The organism is Paenibacillus sp. FSL K6-1330 (assembly GCF_037976825.1).
Taxonomy (GTDB): Bacteria; Bacillota; Bacilli; order Paenibacillales; family Paenibacillaceae; genus Paenibacillus_AQ.
On the sequence record NZ_CP150269.1, the window covers coordinates 3,777,829 to 3,804,103 of the forward strand.

Consider the following 26,275-nt stretch of genomic DNA (forward strand, 5'->3'; position numbering starts at 1 on the left):
TTGCTTTAATCTCCCTTGGCAAGCAGGTTAACGGCCGTTCCAACCCAACCGGCGTTTTGCGCTTCTGGAACTCAGCCATTAACTTGAACATTCCCTCCAAGAAATTCATGACTATATATATCGGAGATTTTGTCCAGCACACGCTGCGCATGTTCTGTAAATTTCAAGTCCGCAATCCGATCTTTGAACAGAAACACGCCAGTCTCATTGCTGTTTTTGCCCAGAGCTCCCTCATATAATAGTTTGGCTCCATGAGTAGGCGGAGAGGAAAAAAACTTCATAAACAGTTCAAACCCTGCGGTCAGTCCGGAATCTTTTCCTTTTCTTAGCGTGTTGTTAATGCCCGGGTCAACGCTGCGGATCTTGATGCCTTCCTTGGCAAGCTGCGATGCGACGGCTTGGGTCCACAACGAAAGAGCCAGCTTTGAAGTCGCATATGGTCCATACATTTTGCGGAAGGTTTTGGGATGCTCCAATTTTTCGATCGTAAACTCCTTCGTAAATCTAAACACCTGCGACGAAGTGTTAATCACCGTTTTTAAGCTGCCGTTCTTCAACAGCTCCTTCAATTCCATCAGAATAATATAAGGAACGACCGTCAACAATTCATAATGCAATTCGCGGCCTTGTTTCGAATAGCGCAGCTCACTTAAGCCTCCTCCGGCGTTGTTAAACAAAATATCGATCCACTGTTCCTTGCTTTTTATTTCTTCCAAAGAGTGTCTCAAGCTGTCATAATCGGTGAGATCCTTCACTTTATAGGCTCGGAGCCGTCCGTCCTTGAGATGATTTTGGAGGAATCTATCGTCCTCTGGAAAATCCGACCGGTTTAAAGCAACCACCTGCCAGTTCTCCGACAGCATTTTCCGGGTCAATGCCAACCCGATCCCGTTACTTGCGCCTGTAATCAGTGCAATATGTTCTCGTTGGTTCTTACTCAATTCATGTCCTCCTTCATTCAGAATTTCATCGATTATATGTGCTTATCAGTCGGAGTCGGGCAGGAGGATCAGTTTACCGCGGGCACCCCCGCTCTGGCTGATTTGAACAGCTGAACGCCATTCTTTGAGTTCGAAAGTCTTCGCGACCGGAATAGTGAACTTGCCGTCTGCTGCGAATTGGGCAAAGTCGCTGACAACGTCATAACGTGCGGTATGTAGTTCTCCATAGCTGGTGCGAACGCCAAGTTCAGCGGCTGTGGCGAAATCGCTGACGGTAAGGACATGCTGGGGATGCCTGTTGACGATTTGGACCAGATCTTTCAATGAACCGCTGATTGGCGCCGTATCCAGGGCGAGATCAACCGGCTGCTTTGCCAGTTCGGTCACTCGTTCGACCATTCCATCACCGTACGAGGTAACCAACGCCCCCATTGAGCGGAGCTTGTCGGCGTAGGTGGGACCAGCGGTTGCGATCACGCGGGCACCGCGCATGAGGGCAATTTGAACGGCGGCGAACCCTACCGTGGTGCCGGCTCCGTGCACGAGTACGGTCTGACCCGATTTCACCCCAAGAGTATCAATGCCACGGTAAGCGGTTTCGACTGCCATTGGCAACGCTGCAGCTTGAACAAAGTCGAGTCCGGCGGGCATACGGAACCAATAGTACATAATCGCTTGATCCGACGCACCGGCGCTCGATCCATTCATGAAATCTGCGGCACCCAGAACGGAATCGCCGATGGCAACATCGGTTACGCCCTCTCCGATTGCGTCTACAATACCAGCCACGTCCAGCCCGATTCCGCGAGGCAAGGGCAATTGAGCGGCAAAATGGCCTTGGCACGTCACCCAGTCAACCGGATTTAAGCCGCAAGCGCGTACTCTCACGCGAATGCGTCCCGGCCCTGGCTCTGGGATCGCCACCTCATCCAAGCATAAGACATCCGTTGGTTCTCCGTATTCGTGGAACCGGATGGTCCGCATCGTATTCTCCATTGTGATCTCCCCTCCATTTTGCTCTGATAAAATCGTGTTCTCTGTGATGAGGATAACCTATGCCCCCTGCCCTCGCTTTAATAGTCTGGTGTGCGAACTGAGGAGCTTAGATCTGGGAGCCGCCTCCATCGACAGGGAACTCAGCCCCGGTGGTATAGGTGGCCTCAAATGCTAGGAATGCAACAGCCTTGGCTACCTCAACTGGATCACCTAAACGAAGCATTGGGATCTGTTGTCTCATCTGTGCCTTTGTCTGCTTGGCAGCTTCTTCCGGCATTGACTTTTCCATGATGCCTGTGTCAATAACGCCGGGACTGACTGCGTTGACGCGAATATTTCGAGGTAATAACTCGCGCGCCAGACCTCGAGTCATGGAGCGCAGCGCCGCCTTACTAGCTGCGTAAGCACTGAGCATTGGGAAACCCACTACGTTCACGATTGAGGTGGTAAGGACTACCCCGCTACCTGAGCCTAGCAACGGAGCGAGTTTCTGCACGGTAAAGTACGGTCCTTTGGCATTGATTGTAAGTATCTCGTCGTACTTTTCTTCTGTCATTATCTCGAAAGGGACAAACCCCGTGACACCAGCGTTAACAAACAGGGCATCTATTGTTCCAAATTCAGCCTCCACTTGATCGGCTAATGCGGCGATATCCTTCATTGAGGCGGCATCGCTTAAGACCGCGATCGCGTTGTTTCCAAGTTGTTCACGAGCCGTATCCAGCGTCGCCTGAGTACGTCCAGTAATCAGAACGAGTGCGCCTTCATCCACTAGCAACTTCGCCGTCGCAAGGCCGATTCCGCTGCTACCTCCTGTGATCACGACCTTTTTGTCAGAGAATTTGCCTTTACTGAATAGTTCCATTTAAATCGTCCTCCCTTTGTATAATCCGTAATCGGATGATTAGGTACAGGAGCGATTATACTGCAATAAATTTAATAAGTAAACTAAATTAATTAAATTAGTTCATTTAATTAATTTCATACATAAATGGCCGCACATTTGTTATAATAGGTTTTATAGGCATCAAAGGGAGGTACTTATCCGTGAGAAAAGCTGTGAGTGTAGATACATATGTGGAAAAAATAAAACCTATTATAAGAAAAACAAAATTCAGTCAACTGAAAGTCGACGATCTCGCTAAATATATGGATATCAGCAAAGTGACACTCTATAAGCATTTTTCCTCCAAAGACGACATCATCGAACAAGTCGTGGATTATTACATTGATTATTCGAAGAAGGCTGACACCGTTGTCAAAGACGATTCCGTCTCTTTTTTGGATCGTTTTCAATTAACATTTTTACAATCTTTGATGTGTGCCGCGTATATCTCTGATTTGTTCTTGCAAGACCTTAAGGAATTTTATCCACACCATTTTGAGAATCTGTCCGTTGCCCTACAAAATCGGAATAAAAGCTTACAAACTTTTTTTGAATCCGGTATGGAGCAACAGATTTTCAACAGATTGAATGCCGTGTTGTTTATGGTTCAAGATGACGCTGTTCTGCGACGCTTTATCGATCCGTCATTTTCGATTCAGTATGATATCACTTTGAAACAAGCGATTATGGATTTCTACTACATGAAGCAGTATCAATTGCTAAAACCTGAATATCTGAAGATCATAGACAATTCCAATATTGAAATGAAGATCGTTAATATTTTGCAAGCCATTTCATAAGTGAAGCATCAGTTGGTACTCGGACAACTCGCCGTCGAGGAGAAGAGCAACGAACAAAAGCCCACTAGTTTTACAACGATGAAAAAAGAGGGGATCCGCCCCTCTTTGCTATTTCCGCCAATACATCTCCGATTTAATTGTCTTTCCGAACTAACAGTGAACAGCACTCCGCATGTCAAGTGTAGGTAGCAATTGTCTGAATTGATGCAGCAGCATTTCTAGAATAGTGGCTTGCTTGTCTAAGGCATCGTTGACGGTGGTTGCTAGTAACTTTTCTGGGCTAGCTTTCACCTATCTTCGATAATTGGAGCACCAAAGTAAACGGTTTCAAATCATTGATAGACGATCCCTGAAATGTGTGCTATCAAATTAGCGATGCTGTTACTCTCGGGCGTGGTCGACCATACGATATCCTCTCCAGATAATTGTTCAATCATTATGCGAGTCCATTTCTTGTTCGCTTTGTATTTCCTTAAGAGGTCTATTACTATGGTTGAACTGTCCAAACTCTTTCACGCCCCCAGGTTTTCCCTCAAGTTCACCAAACGTATTGCAACTTCGCTCTCCTCCCCGTTACTTCAACGGAAACGGCAGCCGATCACCTTGCCGGCTGCCGTATGTTTCCGAGCTATCATCCCCGTTAACTTATCCCTACCGCGTTCCATGCCTGAGCACCACAGGAGCGATCCGGAAACTTAAACGACGCTCTTCGGCGCAATTATTCGTCGTACCCTAGAATCATTTGGTCCAGCGTCGTGCCGGCAAGCACCATGGGGTACACGTTCTCATCGGTCGGGATGACGAACTCGACGAGCACAGGTCCTGTTGTCTGCAGCGCCTCAAGCCAGACCTTGGAGGCCTCGGCCTTTGTCGTTGCCCTTAATCCCTTGATTCCGTATGCTTCCGCAAGCTTGACGAAGTCCGGACTGCCGGACAGATCAATCTGGCTGTAGCGTCGTTCGTACATCAATTCCTGCTGCTGCTTAACCATACCGAGCACCTGGTTGTTCAAGACCACGATCTTGACCGGAATCTGATGAATCGCGCAGATCGCCATCTCCTGCGCGCACATCTGCATGCCCCCGTCGCCGTTGATCGAGACGACCAGGCGATCTGGATTTCCGACTTTAGCGCCGATCGCAGCCGGGAAGCCAAAGCCCATCGTGCCAAGACCGCCCGATGTGATGAGTGAGCGAGGATGCTTAAAGCGGTAAAACTGCGCGGTCCACATTTGGTGCTGGCCTACATCAGTGGTGATGATCGCATCTCCTTGCGTCGTCTCGCTAATCATCTCGAGCACATATTGCGGTTTAATGACAGTATCCGAATCGGTATACCGAAGCGGATGCTGCACCGTATACTCTTGAAGCTGCTCGAGCCAGGTATCCGTCTGAGCTGCTTGCGCTTTCGTGTTCGCATAAGCCAGCACGTTTTTAATATCGCCGATGCACGCGATCTCTGTCTTGACGTTCTTGCCGATTTCCGCAGGATCGATATCGATATGGGCGATACGTTTGGCCTGAGGCGCAAATCCGTCCAGTCTCATCGTGACCCGATCATCGAAACGCGAGCCGATCGAAATAATGAGATCCGCATTCTGCACCGCCATGTTCGCAGCATATACGCCATGATGTCCGAGCATGCCCAGCCACAACTCGTCATCGCTCGGAAACCCGCCGAGGCCAAGCAGGGTCGTCGCGACCGGAATCCGGGTAGTGTGGACGAATTTGATCAACTCCTGCGAGGAGTTCGCATAGACAACGCCGCCGCCCGCGATAATAACCGGCTTGCGCGCTTCTGCAATCGCCTGAAGCAGCGCATCCATTTCTGCCGGATTCGGTTCCGGGGCTCCATGGTATCCGCGCAACTGAACCGTGTCCGCTGGACGATACGCCATCCGCTGGTTGGTCACGTCTTTTGGAATATCGATCAAGACAGGACCTTTGCGGCCCGTATTCGCGATGCAGAACGCTTCATGAATGATGCGAGGAAGGTCGTGTACATTGCGAACCATGTAGCTGTGCTTCGTAATCGGCATCGTGATGCTAATAATGTCCGCTTCCTGAAAAGCATCCGTGCCCATGACAGTCGTAGATACGTTCCCCGTTATGACTACCAGCGGCACCGAATCCATATAGGCGGTTGCGATGCCGGTCACCAGATTTGTTGCTCCTGGACCGGATGTCGCGATGCATACCCCAACCTTCCCCGTCGACCTAGCATAGCCGTCCGCCGCGTGAATCGCGCCTTGTTCGTGCCGGGTCAAGATATGCTTGAATTCAGGCTGATGTACCATCGCGTCGTAAATATAGAGCACATTACCTCCCGGATAGCCGAATACGCACTCTACGCCTTCCTGCAGCAAGCCGCGCAAAAGCACCTCCGAACCGGTGATATATTCCTCTGATGGCGTCGTTGTTTCATTCGTCATTCCTAATTGCTGTTCCACTTGGGCAGCCTCCTTTGCAAAATAAAATCCCCTCTCCTCCTGAGCAAACTGACATTCGATCAAGTCAGCTCATACAGGGACGAAAGGGGAATTTTTCGCGGTACCACCCAAGTTCGCTGCCACCCTCGCGAATGCAGCCTCATGAGGTAAGGCTGATGCCTTACCTGCGGCGCGTTAACGAGCACCATTTCGGTTAAGTCTACTTGCGGGCATGGAATGAGACCAGCCACTTTCGGTTAACAGCTCCGAGACGACACCATACAAAGGGTTAAGGCAAAGGTTTCAGCGTTTCCTCTGCTCTCTGGGCATAAGCGCCTTTGCCGGCTTTCTCTTCATCGCCTGTTGGTAATAAACAAATAACCCCTTCCTTCCCAAGGCTCATAGCAGCTTGCTAGAAGCCTTGGGACGAAAGGGGAATCGCGGTACCACCCAAGTTTACTGCAACCTCGCAATTGCAGTCTCATGAGGTAAAGCCGTTGCTTTACCTGCAGCATGTTAACGGATGCCAAGCCGGTTGATCCTACTTGCGGGCGCGCAATCACGCCTTCCGCGTTCGGTCAACAGCTCCGAGACGACACTATACATACGTTACGACGGAGGTTTCAGCAATCCCTCTGCTCTCTGGACATAAACGCTATTGCATAGCCTTCTCTTCTTCGCTATATTTGGATTTTTCTGATAATAGCACAGACTCGACTTTTTTTCAAACCGAATTGATACTAAGCTGCTTCATGTCTCACCTCAATATGAGGCAACAGCAACTAGATCAAGTTATCCTGCCCATAAGCAGAGCGAGGCCGCCGATCGATCCACTGTAACCTCTTCGTGTTGTATTTATTGAGTTCTTGTACCCGTTAAGTTTAACCCATTTATGAGTGCCTTCTTATACTAAACTCTTGGAGAAGATTCAAGCTGCTCTGCATGCTGGCTCTGATAATCAATTAACAGTTGCTGCATCTTATCCACCGTGCCATCTGGATGAGGAACATGAATGGAAACGGTCAAATTAGAATCGTTCAAGTAATGAAACGAAACAAGATCAAAATTCAAGATCCCGAGATTCGGACAATGCAGCGTCTTAGGAGCATCAATAGCATCGAGAACCTCGTGGGAATCCCAAAATTCTCGAAACTCCCTGCTAGCCTGTGAAAGCGCCTCGAAATGTTCGGACCACCAAGGATCGTCGACGTGACGCGCATACCCGGCATGGAAGTAAGCAACGATTCGCCGAGCATGCTGTTCCCATTGGTCGCCCTTTACATAGCGGAAACGGGGAGAAGTAAACGTCATCCAGACCAAATTCCGCTCCCGATCCGACATAACCGCGAGATTCCCATTCAATGCGCAGTAGGCTTCATTCCAGGCAATGATGTTCATGCGCGCATCCATGACATTCGTTGGGGAAAGGTTCTGGCTATCCAAAAAACGTTGAAGTTCCGGAGTTACCTTAGAGCGTTGCTTTGTACCGGTCAAGGGAAATTGCTTACGGGCCAGATGGTACAGATGCCTGCGTTCCGATTCATCTAACCGAAGCACTTTCGCTATTCGATCAAGGACCTCAGCGGATACGTTGATATGACGCCCTTGTTCCAAATAAGTGTACCAATCCAGCCCCACGTCTGCCAGCAGAGCTACCTCGCTGCGGCGAAGCCCGGGTGTTCGTCTGCGTCCGGAATCCGGCACCCCTGCTTGCTCTGGGGTTATTCGTTCACGGCGTGAACGCAAAAAACGGGACAATTCCTCATAACGGTCCAATCTGTTGGCCATGTTCTCCATACCTCCTACCCATTCATGAACGTAGGATTCCCAATCCTACGATAACTAGATCTCTTCCTAGCCTCCTCGGGTCCATATAGACTAGTTTATGACCTCCTTAGGAGGAATAGCAAGAATGGATAGACATGGGGGATCAGCCCTACCTGTTCAACGCCATTCAAACCCTATCATAGAGGTGATGAAAATGAAAGTAGCCGCCATAGTCGGAAGCATTCGCAAAGATTCATACAACCTGAAGTTAGCCCGTTATATTCAAAACCGTTATCAGCATCTTATTCAGTTGGATGTGCTGAACATTCGGGATCTCCCCTTTTACGATCAGGATATCGAGTCTGTTCCGCCCCAGCCGGTTATCGATTTTAAGGCGAAAGTCGCTGCTGCCGACGCGGTGTTATGGATCACTCCGGAATATAATTCGACCATTCCCGGCGTCATGGCGAACGCGATTGACTGGTTATCCCGCGTGGATCGAGTCATGATCGGGAAGCCCTCATGGATCGTCGGATCTTCCATGGGATTGTTGGGATCGGTCAAAGCGCAGGGCCATCTGCGTAACATTCTGTTCGCATCCGGTATTTCCTCGCCGCTGTTGCCTGGAAATGAAGTGTACATTGGTCTTGTTCATGAGAAGTTTAACGATAAGGGTGAGCTGACCGATGATCCTACCATTCATTACCTTGATCTTGTAACCGACAATTTCGTGAAATGGATGAAGGAGCTCTCCCAATTGAAGCAGCTCCAAAGTCAAAAATAAACAGAAACCTTGGAGGGAGTAAGATGTTTGAGCATATCGTGCTATTGAAATTCAAGCCCGATGTTTCAATTGAAGCAAAAGAAAGTGCAATAAAGCGCGCGCATGACTTTAAAGGGAACATTCCGGGGATCGTGGAACTTAGCGCCGGGATTAACGTTACGGAGGAAGTAGAGCATATGCAGGGGTTTACGTTGGGGATTCGTGTCACTTTTGAGGATCAAAAGGCTTGCCGGGATTATATTCAGCATCCCCTGCATCAAAGTTTATTGCAATCCATTGGCCCGTTTGTTGAAGGAATCGTCGTTATGGATTACCCGTTTGCTTAATGTTCCCGATACTTGTCATGCTGAAGCATGGCATCTCCGGGAGCACCACAGGTATCCAGGACATCATCCGCCACCTCGAAAAGTCGCATACCGCTCGAATGTTGGGAACGCTCTTCCGATTTGTTTAAGGTTCGTCGAGGCAGACACATGCAGACCGCGTTTCTTACACTCCAATGCAACTTCAATCGGAACCGCATTTATTCCGCTATTAGAGACGATGATGATGGTTTCTCCTGAGGTAAATCGTATCCGGATACCATAATGTTCAAATTTTCATGTTGCACCTGTAACTAAAATTTTCATCATTTTACCTCCAATATTTGATTTGTTGTAACCGCCACAGTTGTAACTGTTCTGATTACAACTCGTGTATAAAAAAGCCCGCATCGAGCTTTAATTATTGGGGCCTACCTTCTTTCAGCTTTATGTCAATAAAATCAACGATCTGCTGAAGCGAGGAAATTTGAATCATAATATGTTCACGTTGACTTCTTAATTGATCCACCAGTTCAGGATAATTAACGGAATCGGAGTCGACTGAGGCAGCCAAAAATGGCCGCATCGCCTCGAGCGACATTCCCGTTTTTTTGAGGCAGGTTATTTGCTTGATCCTATAAATGTCCTCTTTTCGATAAAAGCGATGCCTGTTTTCCTTCCGTTCTGCCTGAGGCAGCAGCATGATCTTTTCGTAATAGCGAATTGTATCCTCGGAAATACCGGTTTGCTCGGCGACTTGCTTGATCGTAAAAGTTTGTTCTTCCATTATGTCTCCTCCCTAATTTGCCGTTTTGAGCATTATACATCTTGGAGCATACTCCAAGTCAAACTTATTTCCATCATTTATCCTTAATCAACTTTTTTGTTTTCGCCCCTTGACTTGGATTCGTCTCCAACTTTTATTATGGGATCTGACAGGGAGAAAACTCCCGGCAAAAATCTATCTTAAGAAGGGCAGGAACATTAATTATGGAACTAAAGATTACCGCACCCTCTCCAGTCGTCTCGGTGAAGCCGATAGTGCTTTCAGCCCCAGGCCGTGGCGAGAATCTGCAAGTGAGAGCCTCCGCGCCGACGACCGGTCGTAACTTACCTATTATTGTTTTCTCACACGGTTCTGGCTCATCGTTGGAGGATTACGGCCCCTTGGTTGACTTCTGGGCTGCACACGGCTTCGTAGTCATTCAACCTACCCATCTCGACTCAAGGACATTGGGTCTCCCTCAGGACGATCCCCGCACACCACGGATATGGCGTTTCCGAGTGGAAGACATGAAGCGCATCCTTGATCAGCTTGATTTCCTGGAATCTGCCGTTCCCGGCCTCAGCGGGCGCCTTGACCGAAGCCGCATCGCCACAGCCGGACACTCCTTCGGCGGCCAGACGGCGGGCAACCTGTTAGGATTGCGAGTCCTCAACCCCGAGACTAAGAAGGAAGAGGACCTGTCCGACTCGCGTATCAAAGCAGGCGTGCTATTCGCCACCGCTGGGCAAGGTGGGGACAGCCTGACACCGTTCGCGGCCGAGAAGATGCCGCATCTGAACGTGAGCTTCGAGCACATGACCAAGCCCACCCTCGTGGTCGTCGGGGATCAGGACGACACTCCTAACAAATATCAGCTGACCGTTCGCGGGCCGGATTGGATGACCGACCCTTACTTCCTCAGCCCGGGAGCCGAGAGCCTGCTCACCCTTTTTGGTGCAGAACACTCACTTGGAGGGATCGCTGGTTACGAGGTTAAAGAAACAACAGACGAAAACCCAGAACGAGTTGCCCTGATCCAGAAGGTTACATGGGCTTACCTTCGACATGTACTCGATATTGAGCAGACCAACTGGTCGGCAGTGAAACAGACTTTGTCCGAGACGACCCATTCAATTGGTCGAATTGAATCCAAATAAAGCTCTAGAGAAAGACAGCGAGCTCCCCCGCCGGCCCAATGCCTGTGAGGGAGCTCACTCTCTTTTTCTGATCAGCACGCAAAAAATTAAAAGATTGTCGGTACCATTCCCCCATCTATTCGGATCGGGGATCCTTTGAAGGCGGAGGCCCCATCTCCCGCCTCGTTTGGCCGGATCGCTTCTTGCCTTCTAAAAGGCGGCGTATTCATGTACAGTTTGTTAAGGTACGTTAGCGATAGAAGTCAACCATATCTCCAAACAGCCGTTTAATAAATTCGAGCTCACTTTCGTTATATCTTTCCAAAAATTCGTACATTCTTTGCTTTTCCTTCGCATGAAGCTCATCATGAGCAGCAAATAGCTTTTTGCCGACAGGCGTTAGCCGAAAATACACTTCCTTTTTGTTGTCGTTGAGCTGGGCTTTTCGCACCCAACCTGCCTTTAGTAATTTATTTGCGATCTTGGAGGTATTTCCTTTACTTAAATTCATTCTCTCCGCGATGGAAGTGAGATTGATCGGCTCCTGCTCTCCGATGCACGCAATGGTGTGCAGTTCCGTCATATTCAAGCTGAATTCCGATTCAATATGCTTCCGGATATCCTCCAGGTATGTGGCAGTTATTCGGGTTTCATATTGCTCTTTTTGCTCAAGAAACTGAACGAAAAATTCATGAATGGCGGTTTTGTTCTTACTGGCAGTATCCATGATTATGCTGGCTCCTCGACTTATTTGTTTTATTATATCATAGATTGTTCTCTGAGAAACAAACGGGCATACTCATATTGAGCTTGGGGTTGACAGAATAAAGAGTGACCAAGTACAATGATATTGTTTCGTATGAAACAAAAATTATATATAACTTTTGTCACTCTCTTTTTAACAAACAATAAAAAAAGATTCTAACGAAACAATATTTAATGAAGGAGGAGCATACCTGCCTATGGAAATCGTGAATCCGAAGACATTGACGGATAAGGTTACATCTGTAATTTCTCATGTCGTGGTAACTACTGCCTCTAAACTGGCCTTCATTTCAGGTCAGGTTTCTGTAGATGAAACGGGAGCATTGGTCGGTTCAGGGGACTATTACGCGCAAGCAATTCAAGTGTTTACCAATCTTAAGTATGCATTGGAAGCCGCGCGGGCGGATCCATTGTACATTGCAAAAATGAATATTTTTGTGGTAAACCACAACCCGGAACTGATTTCGATTATTTTTGACGCCGGATTTCATGTGTTTGGCCCTAACTGGCCGAAGACAGCAAGTACCTATATAGGCGTTCAAGCACTAGCCGATCCTGAATGGCTTATCGAAATAGACGCTATCGTGATCTTCCCATAATATTTAAGAAAAGAGGTTATTTATATGAAATATGAAGTCATCCTTATCGGTGGCGGACCTGTCGGCATGATGTTGGCTGGAGAATTGGCATTAGCCGGTGTAAAGGTCTGCGTTATTGAGCGATTAAAAGAGACAACTCCATATTCACGTGCGCTTACCGTACATCCACGAACCCTTGAAATATTAGATATGCGTGGAGTGAAATCGAAATTAATCAGTAAAGGCCGCTTACTTTCAAGAGGGCATTTTGCCGGATTAGAAACTCCTTTGGATTTTTCGATGTTGGATTCTTCTTCCAATCACACCCTCTTTTTACCGCAAAGTGAGACGGAGCAGGTGTTGGAGGAATGGGCGCTTAGCCTTGGCGCAGAGGTCTGGAGAGAGGTTGAGGCTCTATCTGTGCATCAGGATGAGGATGGGGTTGACGTTAAGATCGCGGGACCTCATGGAGAAACAACGTTAAAATCTGCTTATGTGGTAGGTACGGATGGAGCTAGAAGTTTGGTTCGCAAACATGCAAATATATCATTCGAAGGTACAGATGCGACCTTCACGGCTATTCTGGGCGATGCCGTTCTATCTGATTTAGCTCCTATGAGTGTCATATCCCGGATTACAGAAAAAGGATTGGTCAGCATCATGCCAATCAATGATCATATCTATCGAGTCTTGATGATCGATATGGAGAGACGTAACATCTCTAAGGATGAGACCGTTACATTGGAAGAGTTTCGTTCATCGCTCATCCGTACGACCGGAAGCGACTTGGGATTGAACGATGTGAAATGGATGTCCCGTTTCGGAAATGCTACGCGGCAAGCGGGACGCTATCGGAATGTTCGATTGTTCTTGGCGGGAGATTCGGCGCACATTCATTTTCCCGCTGGTGGACAGGGAATGAACGTCGGCTTACAAGAAGCGATGAACTTAGGCTGGAAGCTTGCAGGAGCAATCAAAGGCTGGGCCCCGGACTGGCTATTGGACAGTTATCATGCCGAACGTTTTCCATGGAATACGGCCTTGCTCCGGAATACCGAGGTCCAAACCCTGCTTCTGGACGTGACTCCTCCTATCACGGAACTGCGAAGCATGCTGGCTGATCTGATTCAAATACCGGAGGCTAATTATCAAATCGCTGCACAAATTTCCGCAATGGATGTACATTATGCACCCGACGCCGAAGCGCCTCCCCATCCTTTAAACGGGAAACGGTTCAAGGATCTCAGCTTAAAGCTGAAAGACGGGCAATTGGTGAACTCCTATCCGCTCCTGCACAAAGGTACTTTTCTTCTGTTGCATTTCCATTCTAATGAACAGAATAGCGGCCAATGGGAAACGTATAGCCATCTTCAAGTTGTACATGCCTCTTTGGCTGAGGCTGACGCGGATTGGAACGACGTCCACACGGCGCTTATTCGGCCGGATGGACATATTGCCTGGGCGATTCCACTATCCGATCCGAATCCAATGCAAACCATAAATGAAGGAATCACTCGCTGGTGCGGAAACATTACGGATTAGTAATTCGTTTGAGGTGTGTAACTGCCTCCCCCTTACCCAGCTAAGGCAAGGTCTGTAGATGATTGAACAAGCACCGTCCTTTATGTCAATGGAATCAAGTTTTTATCCTCAGGTTGGGATAAAACTTGATTCCTTAAATCCCTCTACGTTATGGCTATCTTAGTTTTGATGGTATGTCATTAAAATAGACACCTCTTCAATATAAATCGGCGTTGCAATGGCCTTATCGGCAGGATCAAAAACCTCCAACTTAGAAAGTTACCATGGTTCTAAAAAAAGACGCCCCAGCGCTGAACCATGCTCCTTCTACCCTCGCTAATTTTATTCCTCGACGGCGATGCCGGCAGCTCTTAAATGCCCGTATGCAACGATTCTACTAAACTGAGATGAAACTTCATCTGCAGGAAGGGGTTTATCGTTTTTAATCCACCAAATTACAATCCCCATGAAAGACGATCCGAGGTATTCGAGCAGCAATTCCTTGGATATTGCTAATGGGGAGTTTCCCTGAGCAGGTTTCCACCCCTCCATTAATTTATCTTTAATGATATTCTCCATTTTCGCTTGAAACTGATAGATTCTATTCTCTTCAATTAACATGGAATGATAAAAGGTCATATTTAGGGAAATATGTTTCAGTACCGTTTGCATGACTGTTTCGAGTAGAGAAATACTGAAAGGATTCATGCTGATGGGACAAAGAACGACCGCATCCTTTAATTCGCTCAACAATTCATTCATACATGTATCTAATAAATCAGGTTTATTTTGGTAGTGGAGATAAAAAGTGTTTCGATTGATCATAGCCCGATCGGCAATATCCTGGATCGTTATCGCTTCATATCCCTTTTCCCGAATAAGCTCATAAAACGCTTTTCGAATCGATTGTTTCGTGCGCAGTATTCTTAGGTCGGTTTTCTTGTTCATTGTTTTCGTTCCCCCTAAATTTATTTTTAGGTCGTTAAGCGACAAAGTTTTATGAGTTGTCTGTTATACTTCAAAACTAAAAATATTGAATATTGAGCGTTGTATTAACCTCTACTATAATGAGCATCAGATAAATAAACAACATATTGTTCATTATTTATCTAATGACTAAAAAAATCCAAGGAGGATATTTCAATGACATCCAACCATCAAAATGAGCTTGTTCGTAAGGCAGTCGCCGTACTGGAAAGTTTTGAGAGCGGCAACCCCGAAGCGATTACGGCTTACGTTCATCCAGATCAATATATTCAACACAATCAGGCCTTACTCGATGGTCGTGAAGCCATGCTTGGCGCACTTGATCATTTAAAGGAGATTGGTACTAAGGTAAACATTAAGCGGATTTTAGTCGACGGAAATTATGTTGCTCTTCATTCTGTATATGATTTTCACGGCCCTAAAATCGTATATGATATCTTCCGTTTTGAGAATGGACTAATCGTTGAACATTGGGACAATTTGCAAGAGATGGTGGAGAAGACACCAAGCAAACATACGATGATTGACGGACCGATTACGATTAAGGATATCGACAAGACGGATGCCAACAAAGCACTTGTCAAAAGCTATGTTGAGAACATCTTGCTCGGGAAGAACCCTGACCTGCTTGCCTCTTACTTTGATGGAGATAACTACATTCAGCATAGTCCGCATATTGCAGACGGTCTTTCCGGTCTTCACGCTGCTTTGCAGGCTCTGAAGGAGAAAAATATTGAGTTTGAATATACTCATGTCCATCAAGTAATCGGACAAGGCAATTTTGTTCTTACAGTAAGTGAAGGTCTATTTGATGGTCAACATACTGCTTTCTACGATTTGTTCCGCGTAGAGGATGGAAAGATCGCTGAGCATTGGGACGTAATCGAGGCCATACTGCCGGCAGAAAAACGAAAAAATTCAAACAGTAGATTTTGAAGTTTGTGTAGCTGAATCGGAAGAAAGACATCGCCGAATTTAAGTACGGTGATGTCTTTCGCTTCACGAATGTACTTGAGTGATAAATCGTGTAATCAAATGGATACAGAAGCGTTGCTGCAACGCTATTTTTATTCATTGCAATGAAGTGACCGTGTGGTGCAGCCATATTTATGGTGAACCTTTCACAAATGAACATTGCGGTTGATAATCAACAATCTGTTCATTATAAAGAAATGAGGAGTAAAGGATCATGAAAATGCTGACACAAAAAATGATGTGGCTGGGAATGGTGCTCGTCCTGATCGTGTTGACCGTATTCGGGTTAGCGATGATGGGATCGGTGCTAGGATCGAAGTCAAAGGAGCTCCCGGTGGCCCTCGTTATCCTGGACCAGCCGACGGAGCTGTCGACTGGAGGAACGTTTGCGGTAGGGGAAATGATCCAGGAAAAGTTGTTGTCGAACCCGGCAATGCCCTTCGTCTGGCATGTCGTGGATTCCGAGCAAAAGGCTCGGGAAGGACTGGATAAACGCGAATATTACGGAGCGATGGTGATTCCGGCGGATCTGAGCAGCGGTTTACTCTCGTTAGCAACTCACTCGCCGATTCACCCTAATGTGAAAATCATCTCCAACGAGGGTATGAACACCCAAGCCTCGATGGTCGTAAGACAGGCAATGGGGCAAGCGTTGAAAATGATCAACGGGGAACTGTTGCAGCAGCTGCTTGGGCAAATCGGACAGCAAACGGAGCAGATTCCGGTTCAATCGGCTAAAGCTTTAATGACACCGGTGAACGTTCAGGAGGAAGTCGTGCATCCACCGGGAGCGAATAATGCGTCGGGGAATGCGCCGGGTTTGTTTACCCAGATTATTTGGATCGGCAGCATGGTGACCGGAGTCGTCTTGTTCCTGGCTAGCCAGAAGGCGGTCGCCGCGGGTTCAAGGAGATGGACCGTCAGCGCGCTGCAAGCTATCGGGGGGCTTGCGATCGTCGGCATAGCCTCGTGCTTCACCATATGGATGGCTTCGTCGTGGTACGGCATGGAACTGGCGAACACTGGGGAGACGTGGTTGTTCTTATGGTTGGCTGGATCGGCGTTCTTCTTGTTGCAATCCTCCTTGCTAAATTGGATCGGATTCCGGGCAATACCGCTGCTCGTACTTCTAATGTTCTTCTCCATGCCGCTGTTGAACATGGCTCCGGAGTTCTTGTCGCAGACGACGCGAGATTGGATCTATTCGTGGACGCCACTGCGGTTCGCGGCAGGAGGGTTACGGGAAGTAATGTACTTCGGCGGACTGGACGCAGTTGGCTCAAACGCCTTGATTTTGTGGGGCGTCGCCGTGGGATTTTTGGTTCTGCTGCTCGCTTCCGGATTTAAGGCCGGGCGAGCAACAGATGCGCCCCCTTCTTCTGTTACAGGTGATTAATATAAAGATAAGAACAATCCACGTTTCCGAAATGCCTATTAAGCGAGTATGTTCTTGTCGTCTTACAATTTATGCAGCACTTACTACGCTGTTTTATTGAACTTTCGCCCCTCTAGGTCGCTGGGTCAACCGCAAAACTAAGCTGGAACGTAGGTCAACCTGATCACCTGCTCGCCAATTCGATCGCTTGCCACGAGGTGCAGCGGCGGCCGCGGACCGCCGAAGAATGGCTTGCCGTGACCCAGCACGACTGGATGGAGATAGAGTCGATACTCATCAACTAGACCGAGCTCCGTTAGACTGTGGGCCAACTCCGGCCCGGCAACTTCAATCTTCCCTTCATGCTGAGCCTTTAGCCCACGTATGGCCGCTGCGAGGTCGCCCTCGATCAGAGAAGCGTTCGGACCGACGGACTTTAACGTCCTCGACACCACCCACTTCGGTTTGCTTTGCCACGCCGCTGCGTATTCCCTTTCCGGCGCATCCCATTCAAAATGGTCTCCGTCCCAATATCGCATGGTCTCGTACATGCGGCGCCCGTACAGAATACCCGTCAGACCGCGCACGTCGTCGATGAAATGACGGAATAGCACGGGGTCGGGCTGAAATGCCATATGGTCGACGAACCCGTCCAGAGACTGGTTCAACGCAAAAACAATCTTTGCCATGCGACTGACTCTCCTCCCTGGTTTTCTCGCACATTCATCATCAGGATTACAGGTTCCATATGCATCCTCCTCTAAGTATATTGTATCATCCAACAGCAAGCCCGGTTTCTCATGAATTGCTATAACTATCCTGACCGTTAACTTAATGAAATTGCATGGAAACATAGTTAGATACTTGTCTAATCGGTAATCGGCTCATGTTCTTGTCCATTACGGCAATCGGTACAAGTTCTCGTCATAGTCTCCGACTTCAATCTCTTCGATTCGTCCCAAGGATAAATATGGCTATAAAGGATCCTTTGATTTCTCTATTGATCTTTTGTTTTTAAGTGAAAAATTTCTTCTTTGTCATCCCATTTAATTTCTACTTTAATAGGCATAGTTTCGTTCGTTACTGCACAGCCTGAACAACTAGAAGGCATTTCAATTATTGCTCCTTTGTAGTTCCCCTCTTTAAGTACTTGTTTCCCATCATTAATGGTAATTTCTAAATTATTTAGTTCTTTGCCCGTTGCATTTTTATAACCAAAAATGAACTTTCCACTTTCCTTATCTCCAGTAATGTTTGCTGTGTATTCGCCACTCCAACTTTCACTCTCCCCAGTAAGCGAAATTGATTTAATATTGCATCCGACCAAAGTTAAAATCATAATCAATATCAACACATATTGTTTTTTCATTAAGTCCTCCTCTATAATATTGTTCTAAATAATATGACGCTGGGGACAAGTTATAAGTTCCAGTTAAAACGGTTTCACTTATATGCTGTACCACTAAACTGCCCGTTAGTTTAATATAAGGGCGTCTACCGCCGTCGATGAAATCATATCGGGAATGTAACAATTGTTCTTGTCATTGTGTTTTGACAAGAACTTGAAAACATAAATATAAAAAGCCGCATAATCCGCGGCTTCTAATGTTACTAGGTTTTTGTCACCCGACATATTACTCGTATCATCCCAATACTCGCCAGCGTAGTGTAAATGAGATGCCATATCCTCCAAATGTCTTGGAAGAACAAGTGGAAATTTGAGTTGATACTGTCAAAGCAAGTATCACTGGTAGACTGCTCCTTTATTTTATTTGGTATAGCTGCACCATTCGTCCCACGGAAGAAATTTGATGTTTTACTCCTGCCCGAAATAACGGTACATCGCTTGCGCATACCCCAGCAAAGTAATCGATTCTGCGCCTACTGCATGGAAACTCTCGCCTAAGGCTGCTTTCCGACGCGTGATGGCTTTAAAGAAAACCTGCGACACATCCGTCTGCATGTACATGATGCAAAGTCTCCATACCAAAATTCGGAAGCGCAATTTCTTGTCCGCGCCTAATCTTGTCAAATATCCAGTAATCATGATTGGCCGTTGGATTCATAATTACCCACCCTGGACCTGAAATCTGACCTGGCATGATAACGGTCTCCGGGAAACTCTCCTGTCGGTAAAAGGTTATGCAGGTATTACTCGCTTTTCGCTTTCTGAATCCCATATTCCTCTAATGGGAATTTAGACTGTTCTTCAATGACCGGCATTGTAGTTGCTTTTCCATGCGCCCAAATAAACGAGCAGAAAATATAGTGGGACAGATTCGTCTTTTTCAGGGCTTCTGCCACACATGTTGTATCTTCCAGCGTAAAATTGATGAGATCCACAACAACATCTGCATTTAAGACAGCAATTTTTCTTTCGAATTCTCCATTCGATTCCTTAGCTCGGTCAAGGATGATTTGTTCAACCTCTCCCCAAGCCGCATCTTCCTTGTAGGGTTTACTTTGTCCACGAGTAATACTAATGACCTGACTAACTTAAGAATACTACGCGTTACAAAGGGCAACAGTCCTTCTTTATCGTAGCAACGCAGAGTATGTGCTGAAATATTCATTTTCTCAGCCAATTGTCCGATTGTATAACTCATTTTTTTTCCTCCATTTTTTATGAGGTGTTTTATAAGTGTACAAGTTCTTGTCCTCGACTCCGGACAAGAACTTGTACCGATAAAACAAAAAAAGCCGCTATTTTAGCGACTTTCAATGGGAACATGTTCTTGTCTCTCGACACATATTTTTCCATCTAGCTAACCATAAGCTAATTTCGAACCACTCCTAATAGCCACTAACCCATTCATTGGAACAAGTGTTCCAGAGGAAACATGAAAGATGAAATCCTGTAGGGTTTCCGCGCTCAAACGCTTTTCCCTCCCGTAGATACTATGTGTCTACTCTATTGGCAAGTGTATGCTGCTTTAACATCTCATACATCCTATTGCACCAGAGTATACCTGCCTCCTCGAAATTAATCCCCATTTCTATAACAGAAATTGTAGAGAATAAAGGATGATTAACGTCAGGGTTCTGTTCTTGAAAAGACGAGATTCTCTCCTTATAATCCTTTAGCATGTGTTCATGTTGTTCTTTTTTCTTCCGTATCAGCTCAATCAATGCATCCGGACTTACTAACCAAGAACTGTATTGTTTCAACAGAAAGGTGTCTGTATCACCAACATCAGGAAGCTCTAACACCCAAGACTTTAAGGCGTCAATGCCACTAGGCGTAATTCTGTAAATTTTTCGGGGAGGACGATAGGACTCTTGTTCAATGGCTTGCAGTTCAATAAATCCGGCTTCCTCCAGTTTCGAGAGAGATGGATACAGCTGGTTATTGTTAATTTTGTAGAAATGGGTAATTCTGTTGTTGATCTGCTGCTTCATTTCATATCCGCTTAACGGTTCTCGTGCCAACAATCCTAATATGGTGTACTGGATATTATTCATGAAGTACTCCTTCCCCTCTCTATCTCTGAGTTCGAGTTCAGTCTTTCAATATATAGGTTAATTATAACATAAAACAATATTGACACAATGAATGAGATGAGCTAGTATTCTTTAATAGGTTATATATAACATATGTAAGGATTGTACTAATCATGAAACTTATTTTCGATGATCAGACTTTTTCGTTCGAATTACTTCGCACAATGGGTTACGCAGCTTTTGGTGGAGCGGACGTAGGCGAATGCCTATCTACCGCTTATCGAATCGGGGAAGGCAATTTTGAAAGCTGGTATGAGGAATGGCTTAAGACAGCAATCCGGGCTCATCGGGAAGCTGAAGAGAGCAGCAAGCAAGGCAATAAGACCAGCGCGAGAGAATTCTACTTACGTGCATCTAATTATTACCGCACTGCTGAATTTTTTCTCCATGGCAATCCGGAGGATAAGCGTATTCTTGAGACATGGAGCCTTAGCCGTAGCACATTCAGACAGGCGCTTTCTTTGTTTGATCATCATTGGGAGATTGTTTCGATTTCTTATGAAGATACAGAGCTGCCGGGGTACTTATATTTAGCCGGGAATCAGCCCGGGCCTGTCCTGATTGTTCACGGTGGATATGATTCCACTGCAGAAGAGCTTTATTTTCAAGTCGTTACCTCTGCTTTAGAAAGAGGCTATCATTGCTTGGTATTCGAGGGTCCTGGACAAGGAGCTGTTATCCGCGAGCAGCGAATTCCATTCAGGCATGACTGGGAGGCTGCTGTAACTCCAGTGGTCGATTACCTGACCAAGCGCCCAGAAGTCATCTCCGACAAAATAGCGTTAATGGGTATTAGTTTAGGTGGGTATTTGGCTCCGCGCGCGGCTGCTTATGAACACAGGCTCGCTGCATGCATAGCAAATGACGGTTTATTTTCCTTTCAAGTGGGGGCCATCGCTGAGGCGTTGGGTATAAATACAAGTGACAAATCCGATTTAAGTTCACCAGAGACGGAGAACTTAATCGCGTCGATTATGGCCAAAGATACAGGCACTCGATGGGGAATTGAAAATGGACAGTTCACGTTCCTTGCAACGAATGTAGAAGAACTCGTACGCAAAACTGAACCCTTTACCTTAGAGGGTGTTGCTGAGCAAATCATGTGCCCGGTACTCGTGTGCGAAGCTGAGCATGATCATGCCTTTGCAGGACAACCTGAACGATTATTCCAATCTTTAAAGGGTTCCAAAACATATATGAAATTTACTGCAGAAGATTCTGCTGAAGAACATTGCCATTTTGGAGCATTGAAATTGGCTAACCACCGCATGTTCACCTGGTTAGATCAAGTTTTGAATAAAGATTAAGTTTCTTTTAAAGAATACCGAAGCTTGGTGAAGATTACATCACCTCTTAAGTACCTTTCCCCAACACAGGAAAAAGGCGTTTGTTTTTCTGAAGTTGTCACAGAGCTGCCTGTTCCATATGTATGTTCTTTCTTTATAGCAAAGGAATCGAGTTCTTTTCCTCAGATAGGAACAAGAGCCTGATTCCTTAAATCCTGACCACCCGTCCAACGGGTGGTTTGCTTTTGGGGTATAACCCGTGTTTATATTATCCCCTTTAAGTAGACAGTGTGTAAAAAGCGCATTAAAGTCTACTCGGAGGGGATTTTTTTTATTGGCGAAACACCAAATAATGGAAGATGCATAATTCTGCCCGTTACTTGAATCAAAGCTCCAGCCTTTATAAGGCCGCCTCGACAATGATTGTGTGGATTGTTCCATATCAGTCATTTTTTGTGAGCCTTAATGTTCCCTCTTTCAAGGCAATCGTATCAGAACTTGCATTTATTATGTAAAAGTAATATTGCCTTGATTCCTTAATAGTTAAATTGTAATTCCCCTTTAATTGATCGAAATCTTGCGATGGATTTAGAACACCGTCTTTAACGTAACCAATTAACATATTTTGATTTTCGACCACCTCCGATTTATACTTTTCAAATATATATTCTACATAGTCACCGGCTTTTAGTTCCCACCCCCTTCCATTAGTATCTGTTAAGACGCTTATTGAACCATTTACAGTAATTATCTCAGGGGAAATATATACTCCGTTTTTTTCTTTTGTTTCTAACTCAAATATTGAGGAAGGCATAAAATTTCCTTCCATTATCTTTGTGATAATCCGGTTCTCAGGAAGACCATTTCGTGTTCTATTCTTTAATTCTTCTGGTGAGTACTCGACTCCATTAGAATCAATATATACCCCGTTTCGATATATCATATAACCGCCACTTCCTTCTTTTCCAATCAAATGGCGATTATAATCAGTTATTAACTCTGTTTGTTTTATTTCTTTAGGAATACAAGCAGTAATTGTTGTTAAACCAACAACGATTATACCGATAAACAAACTTTTTCGGATTTTTTTAGAATTATTACTATTAAACACCATAAATATGAATCACCTTTCGTTTAGACGTAATTACCAGACATGTTATATGTTAATTCTACTGGATAAGCTATGATTGTATTGAGCAATCCTGCCCGTTAGCTTAATGAAATTGCATGGAAACATAGTTAAATACTTATCTAATCGGTAATCGGCTCATGTTCTTGTCCTCCGACAACAAAACTTTTAGTTTTATTGATGCTTACTTGAATGTACCTATTTTGGGAAGCTACACAAAAGCCGCTATAATAGCGACTTTCAATGAGACTATGTTTTTGTCCCTCGACATCAACAAAACTCAGATTTTTTATCAGTAGGAAAAGTACCATTTAAAGAACTTAGCATTCAATTCCCTCCAATTTCATTTTTATATAAGTATTCATTGGATTGGTGGGTAAAACCTTCATCCTTTGTCCGTTATATCAACAAATATATCCATCAGATACTTAAACTGCTACCACACTATCCTGCCCGTTGGCTGAATAGGCTGCCGATTATGTCGGCAGCTGTCTTAGAGATGTATTGAAAAATGAAAAGGATCCTACTCACTTTTATGCTATTCCTTGTTTGTATTAATTGTTTTCAAACAACAACCTTTTCTTCAAACAAACCAACTCAAGACTCTGAAGAGCTTAGGTTACAGGATATGCTTATGAACTTACTTTCTCCTTTTATTGAGAAAGATTTGCATAACTATTATTATCCGAAGATTTTTAGTGATATCTCACCTGTTATCGCTCCCTGGAAAATTGGAGTGATTGAAACAAGAAGAGTAAATCATTTCCGTGGCTTTATATTGGAAATTACATTTGAAATTGAACCTACAGATGGTGGACACTGGATCCCAATAGGGAAGGACCGAATGACCTATGAAATTTCTTCTGGACCTAGGGTTAAATTGATTAATCATACTCACCTATCTACATATAAATATCCTCCAGAATAATTACAATATTATATTTAACGCATTATATTATTCTGCCAGTTAGTTTAATAAAAGGGCGTCTACCGCCGTCGTGAAATCATATCGGGAATGTTATCAAGTTCTTGTAATTGTGTTTTGACCAGAACTTAATAACATAAACATATAAAGCCGCATAATCAGCGGCTTCTAATGTTACTATGTTTTTGTCACCCGAACAGAGCTGCCGTCGAGCAAGTTTCCGTTAGTGTAACAACTTCATTTCCTTACCATTAAAGAATGACCTAGAAACCAGCTATATAATTCCGGATTATCGTATGTTTCTGTCCAGGAGTTGTGATTCGACTTAGGATAAATTGTGAAAGAGACATTTCCACCGTTTTCGCGAAGTGCGTCTACCATTTTTTTTGATTCAGCAATAGGAACTATATCATCCTTCGCGCCATGGAATGCCCAGGTGGGTGTTCCTATTAGTTCATGTACACGGTTGGGGTTACCTCCACCACATATTGGAGCGATAGCCGCGAACCTTCCTGGATATTCTGCTGCTAAGTGCCACGTCCCATAACCACCCATGCTTAGCCCCGTCAAGTATAACCGATCTGGATCTACGTTGTAGTTTGCAATGATCTCATCTACTAATGCCATCAATCCGTCTTGTTCAGCATTCCAAAAGGAATCCTCCGGGCATTGAGGGGAAATCGTAATGAATGGAAAAGAAGGATCGCGTTCTGCTATCATAGGAATTCCATGTGCTTTTACCAACTCCAGATCATCTCCACGTTCACCTGCCCCGTGAAGAAATAAGATTAAAGGCCACTTAATTGAGGATTCTTTTTCATAATGATCTGGCAAATGTAAGAGATATTTCATCCGCACTCTTTTTGTTATTTCTTTATCAAAATTATTTACGGTTTGACTCATTGTATCTCCCTCACTTTAGTGATATCTCCCATAGGGGCAAAAATAGAATTTCCCATATTCCCCGAAATTCCTTCAGTTGTATTTTAGCCTTAAACTAAAACAGTATAATCGGAACTTTTTAGTTCGACCATTTCTTTCCCTTGCTTAGTATAGCTACCATCAGGATATCTGATAGCGAGTCGCGGGTTCTGTTCCAAAACTCGTATGATCCTCCCGATCATCTTATCACTCCATTCGTGAATGCTATATAAATATTCCACTCCAAGGCAGCTGATCAATCTGACCAGCTGCCTTCTCATCTTTATTCAACTAACGTCCCCCATTAGCGTAATATGATTAATCTTCGGACCTACCATACAAACATTTTAGAATCGAATCAGCACATTCTTCTGAAGAATTTATGTGTGTGTTGACAGTACAGTCGTACTGTATATCTTTTGCCATCATTTTGTTTTGCCAGTCTGATTGATCTTCAGTTCTATCTCCACGTTCAATATTTCTTTGGCGACAAATTTCCAAAGGACAAAACACTTCAACAATATAAAAGGGGTACCCAGCAAATATGTTCTTAACTTTTTCATAATGGGGTTTTAACTCAGGTCTTTCTACCAAGATGCCATCGATAAGCACATTTTTACCATGATCAGAAAATAGTTTGGCGGTATGATACATCATAATAATTGCATCACTTAAATATTTCCAATAATCTTCTCGAAGATAGTTATCGCCAATTGTATTTTCAAAAAGATCGTTTGCAACCACATAAAAAAACTCATCCGATTTTAACTGAATAGCGTCTACTATAGATGTTTTTCCTGAACTGGTTACTCCGTTCAAGAATACGATTTTTCCTTTGCTCATCTCTAATTCCCCTATTCGTTCAACTTAAATACAGTTTAACAGTTTCAACGTATAAACAGGATTGAGAAAACAATTATAATTGAACTATGCTGCCCATTAGAGTAAGCAGCTGCCAACCGGCAAACTGCTCCATCTGTTCTCCACAAAGGTTTCCCCTTAGCTTAGCGACCAACAGATGGAGAAATAATGAAGTCCATACCATTTTTTATAATAGTTGCCGTCTCAATTGTACGTTTAGTTGGACTTACAAGAACTAAACCATCAGGATCAATTTTAATTTCATTTCGTAGCTGCGTTACTTGAAATTTGCCGTACTCTGTAAGACTAGGATGCGGAGTATTCAACCGATTTGGATAATCGTTGAGATGTTCTCCATGACCATGCCGAATAAATATGAATTCCATTTTCCGCCCTCCTAACATCAAATCCGATATTAGGTATTCTATGATTATATTCAGTAATCCACCCGTTAGCTTAATGAACTAGAGCAGTGAAATGTAGTTAAATGCTTGCTTAATCGGTAATCGGACCATGTTCTTGTCCCTCGACACTCAAAGTGTCACAATTGACATGTCTTCTACTTTTTTAATACGTAATTACGCTTGGCGATCAAACTTTAATTACATGGATATACACAATCTATCTGTAGAACCATTGCTTGCT

At 44.9% G+C, this 26,275-nt stretch carries 25 protein-coding genes and 1 pseudogene; 10 read left to right on the forward strand and 16 right to left on the reverse strand.

Translation table 11 applies throughout. From position 1 onward, the window contains the following. Window positions 1-71 precede the first annotated feature (71 nt). The 3 genes from NYE54_RS17035 to NYE54_RS17045 all read right to left on the reverse strand — a co-directional run bounded on the left by NYE54_RS17035 (window position 72) and on the right by NYE54_RS17045 (window position 2,802). Window positions 72-941: an SDR family NAD(P)-dependent oxidoreductase gene (locus NYE54_RS17035; RefSeq protein ID WP_339264742.1), complete on the reverse strand. Its 870-nt coding sequence runs from the start codon at window positions 939-941 to the stop codon at window positions 72-74. Between the two features lie 45 nt (window positions 942-986). Continuing rightward, window positions 987-1,937 carry an NADP-dependent oxidoreductase gene (locus tag NYE54_RS17040; RefSeq protein WP_339264744.1) on the reverse strand — a complete coding sequence of 317 codons (951 nt, stop codon included), beginning with the start codon at window positions 1,935-1,937 and terminating at the stop codon, window positions 987-989. Between the two features lie 106 nt (window positions 1,938-2,043). Then, a complete protein-coding gene (locus NYE54_RS17045) occupies window positions 2,044-2,802 on the reverse strand; it encodes an SDR family oxidoreductase (protein WP_339264746.1) in 759 nt (252 codons plus the stop codon). A 182-nt stretch (window positions 2,803-2,984) separates the two neighbouring features. On the opposite strand from NYE54_RS17045, the gene NYE54_RS17050 reads away from it, so the two are divergent. Then, window positions 2,985-3,623, forward strand: coding sequence for a TetR/AcrR family transcriptional regulator (locus NYE54_RS17050; RefSeq protein ID WP_339264747.1), 639 nt, complete (start codon window positions 2,985-2,987; stop codon window positions 3,621-3,623). Between the two features lie 718 nt (window positions 3,624-4,341). Here NYE54_RS17050 and ilvB read toward each other — a convergent pair. Then, a complete protein-coding gene (gene ilvB, locus NYE54_RS17055) occupies window positions 4,342-6,054 on the reverse strand; it encodes a biosynthetic-type acetolactate synthase large subunit (RefSeq protein ID WP_339273525.1) in 1,713 nt (570 codons plus the stop codon). 906 nt (window positions 6,055-6,960) lie between these two features. Next, the gene (locus tag NYE54_RS17060; RefSeq protein ID WP_339264749.1) at window positions 6,961-7,839 is read right to left on the reverse strand and encodes a helix-turn-helix transcriptional regulator; all 879 of its coding nucleotides are present in this window, start codon (window positions 7,837-7,839) and stop codon (window positions 6,961-6,963) included. Window positions 7,840-8,032: 193 nt separating this feature from the next. Between NYE54_RS17060 and NYE54_RS17065 the strand changes: the two genes are divergently transcribed. Together NYE54_RS17065 and NYE54_RS17070 are read left to right on the forward strand one after the other, a co-directional pair. Continuing rightward, the gene (locus tag NYE54_RS17065) at window positions 8,033-8,602 is read left to right on the forward strand and encodes an NAD(P)H-dependent oxidoreductase (protein WP_339273527.1); all 570 of its coding nucleotides are present in this window, start codon (window positions 8,033-8,035) and stop codon (window positions 8,600-8,602) included. 23 nt (window positions 8,603-8,625) lie between these two features. Next, entirely contained in the window at window positions 8,626-8,928 is a 303-nt protein-coding gene (locus NYE54_RS17070; RefSeq protein WP_339264751.1) for a Dabb family protein, read from the forward strand. Window positions 8,929-9,334: 406 nt separating this feature from the next. On the opposite strand, the pseudogene NYE54_RS17075 reads toward NYE54_RS17070, so the two are convergent. Further along, window positions 9,335-9,694 (reverse strand): annotated as a pseudogene (locus NYE54_RS17075) (MerR family transcriptional regulator); the annotation flags it as partial. Between the two features lie 200 nt (window positions 9,695-9,894). On the opposite strand from NYE54_RS17075, the gene NYE54_RS17080 reads away from it, so the two are divergent. After that, window positions 9,895-10,827, forward strand: a complete 933-nt coding sequence (locus NYE54_RS17080) for a chlorophyllase (protein ID WP_339264753.1) — start codon at window positions 9,895-9,897, stop codon at window positions 10,825-10,827. A 229-nt stretch (window positions 10,828-11,056) separates the two neighbouring features. Here the strand turns inward: NYE54_RS17080 and NYE54_RS17085 are convergent, their stop codons facing one another. Next, complete coding sequence (locus NYE54_RS17085; protein WP_076322703.1) at window positions 11,057-11,533, reverse strand: MarR family transcriptional regulator; 477 nt, start codon at window positions 11,531-11,533, stop codon at window positions 11,057-11,059. 235 nt (window positions 11,534-11,768) lie between these two features. Between NYE54_RS17085 and NYE54_RS17090 the strand changes: the two genes are divergently transcribed. After that, on the forward strand, window positions 11,769-12,170 hold the full coding sequence (locus tag NYE54_RS17090; protein WP_063184662.1) for a RidA family protein: 402 nt from the start codon (window positions 11,769-11,771) through the stop codon (window positions 12,168-12,170). Window positions 12,171-12,194: 24 nt separating this feature from the next. Next, window positions 12,195-13,691: a monooxygenase gene (locus tag NYE54_RS17095; protein ID WP_339264755.1), complete on the forward strand. Its 1,497-nt coding sequence runs from the start codon at window positions 12,195-12,197 to the stop codon at window positions 13,689-13,691. A gap of 321 nt (window positions 13,692-14,012) precedes the next feature. Here NYE54_RS17095 and NYE54_RS17100 read toward each other — a convergent pair whose 3' ends face one another. Beyond that, the gene (locus NYE54_RS17100) at window positions 14,013-14,618 is read right to left on the reverse strand and encodes a TetR/AcrR family transcriptional regulator (protein ID WP_339264757.1); all 606 of its coding nucleotides are present in this window, start codon (window positions 14,616-14,618) and stop codon (window positions 14,013-14,015) included. Window positions 14,619-14,813: 195 nt separating this feature from the next. Between NYE54_RS17100 and NYE54_RS17105 the strand changes: the two genes are divergently transcribed. Next, window positions 14,814-15,593 carry a nuclear transport factor 2 family protein gene (locus NYE54_RS17105; protein ID WP_339264759.1) on the forward strand — a complete coding sequence of 260 codons (780 nt, stop codon included), beginning with the start codon at window positions 14,814-14,816 and terminating at the stop codon, window positions 15,591-15,593. Window positions 15,594-15,846: 253 nt separating this feature from the next. Beyond that, window positions 15,847-17,028 (forward strand): ABC transporter permease, encoded by a 1,182-nt coding sequence (locus NYE54_RS17110; protein WP_339264761.1) that lies wholly within the window; start codon window positions 15,847-15,849, stop codon window positions 17,026-17,028. Between the two features lie 137 nt (window positions 17,029-17,165). On the opposite strand, the gene NYE54_RS17115 is transcribed toward NYE54_RS17110, so the two are convergent. From NYE54_RS17115 to NYE54_RS17130, 4 genes are all read right to left on the reverse strand, one after another. Further along, window positions 17,166-17,861, reverse strand: a complete 696-nt coding sequence (locus NYE54_RS17115) for a dihydrofolate reductase family protein (RefSeq protein ID WP_339264762.1) — start codon at window positions 17,859-17,861, stop codon at window positions 17,166-17,168. Window positions 17,862-18,004: 143 nt separating this feature from the next. Next, window positions 18,005-18,376: a hypothetical protein gene (locus NYE54_RS17120; protein ID WP_339264764.1), complete on the reverse strand. Its 372-nt coding sequence runs from the start codon at window positions 18,374-18,376 to the stop codon at window positions 18,005-18,007. Between the two features lie 447 nt (window positions 18,377-18,823). After that, window positions 18,824-18,976 carry a hypothetical protein gene (locus NYE54_RS17125; RefSeq protein ID WP_339264766.1) on the reverse strand — a complete coding sequence of 51 codons (153 nt, stop codon included), beginning with the start codon at window positions 18,974-18,976 and terminating at the stop codon, window positions 18,824-18,826. A 929-nt stretch (window positions 18,977-19,905) separates the two neighbouring features. Continuing rightward, window positions 19,906-20,469 (reverse strand): PadR family transcriptional regulator, encoded by a 564-nt coding sequence (locus tag NYE54_RS17130; RefSeq protein WP_339264767.1) that lies wholly within the window; start codon window positions 20,467-20,469, stop codon window positions 19,906-19,908. Between the two features lie 152 nt (window positions 20,470-20,621). Here NYE54_RS17130 and NYE54_RS17135 point away from each other — a divergent pair, with 152 nt between their 5' ends. Continuing rightward, window positions 20,622-21,815 carry an alpha/beta fold hydrolase gene (locus tag NYE54_RS17135; protein ID WP_339264769.1) on the forward strand — a complete coding sequence of 398 codons (1,194 nt, stop codon included), beginning with the start codon at window positions 20,622-20,624 and terminating at the stop codon, window positions 21,813-21,815. 421 nt (window positions 21,816-22,236) lie between these two features. On the opposite strand, the gene NYE54_RS17140 is transcribed toward NYE54_RS17135, so the two are convergent. Beyond that, window positions 22,237-22,908: a hypothetical protein gene (locus NYE54_RS17140; RefSeq protein ID WP_339264771.1), complete on the reverse strand. Its 672-nt coding sequence runs from the start codon at window positions 22,906-22,908 to the stop codon at window positions 22,237-22,239. Between the two features lie 649 nt (window positions 22,909-23,557). Here NYE54_RS17140 and NYE54_RS17145 point away from each other — a divergent pair. Then, window positions 23,558-23,851, forward strand: a complete 294-nt coding sequence (locus tag NYE54_RS17145) for a DUF3888 domain-containing protein (protein ID WP_339264773.1) — start codon at window positions 23,558-23,560, stop codon at window positions 23,849-23,851. A 234-nt stretch (window positions 23,852-24,085) separates the two neighbouring features. Here NYE54_RS17145 and NYE54_RS17150 read toward each other — a convergent pair whose 3' ends face one another. From NYE54_RS17150 to NYE54_RS17160, 3 genes are all read right to left on the reverse strand, one after another. Beyond that, window positions 24,086-24,751, reverse strand: coding sequence for a prolyl oligopeptidase family serine peptidase (locus tag NYE54_RS17150; protein ID WP_339264775.1), 666 nt, complete (start codon window positions 24,749-24,751; stop codon window positions 24,086-24,088). 336 nt (window positions 24,752-25,087) lie between these two features. After that, window positions 25,088-25,612 (reverse strand): AAA family ATPase, encoded by a 525-nt coding sequence (locus NYE54_RS17155; RefSeq protein WP_339264777.1) that lies wholly within the window; start codon window positions 25,610-25,612, stop codon window positions 25,088-25,090. Between the two features lie 161 nt (window positions 25,613-25,773). Beyond that, entirely contained in the window at window positions 25,774-26,016 is a 243-nt protein-coding gene (locus NYE54_RS17160; protein ID WP_339264778.1) for a phosphoglycerate mutase family protein, read from the reverse strand. Between the last annotated feature and the right edge of the window lie 259 nt (window positions 26,017-26,275).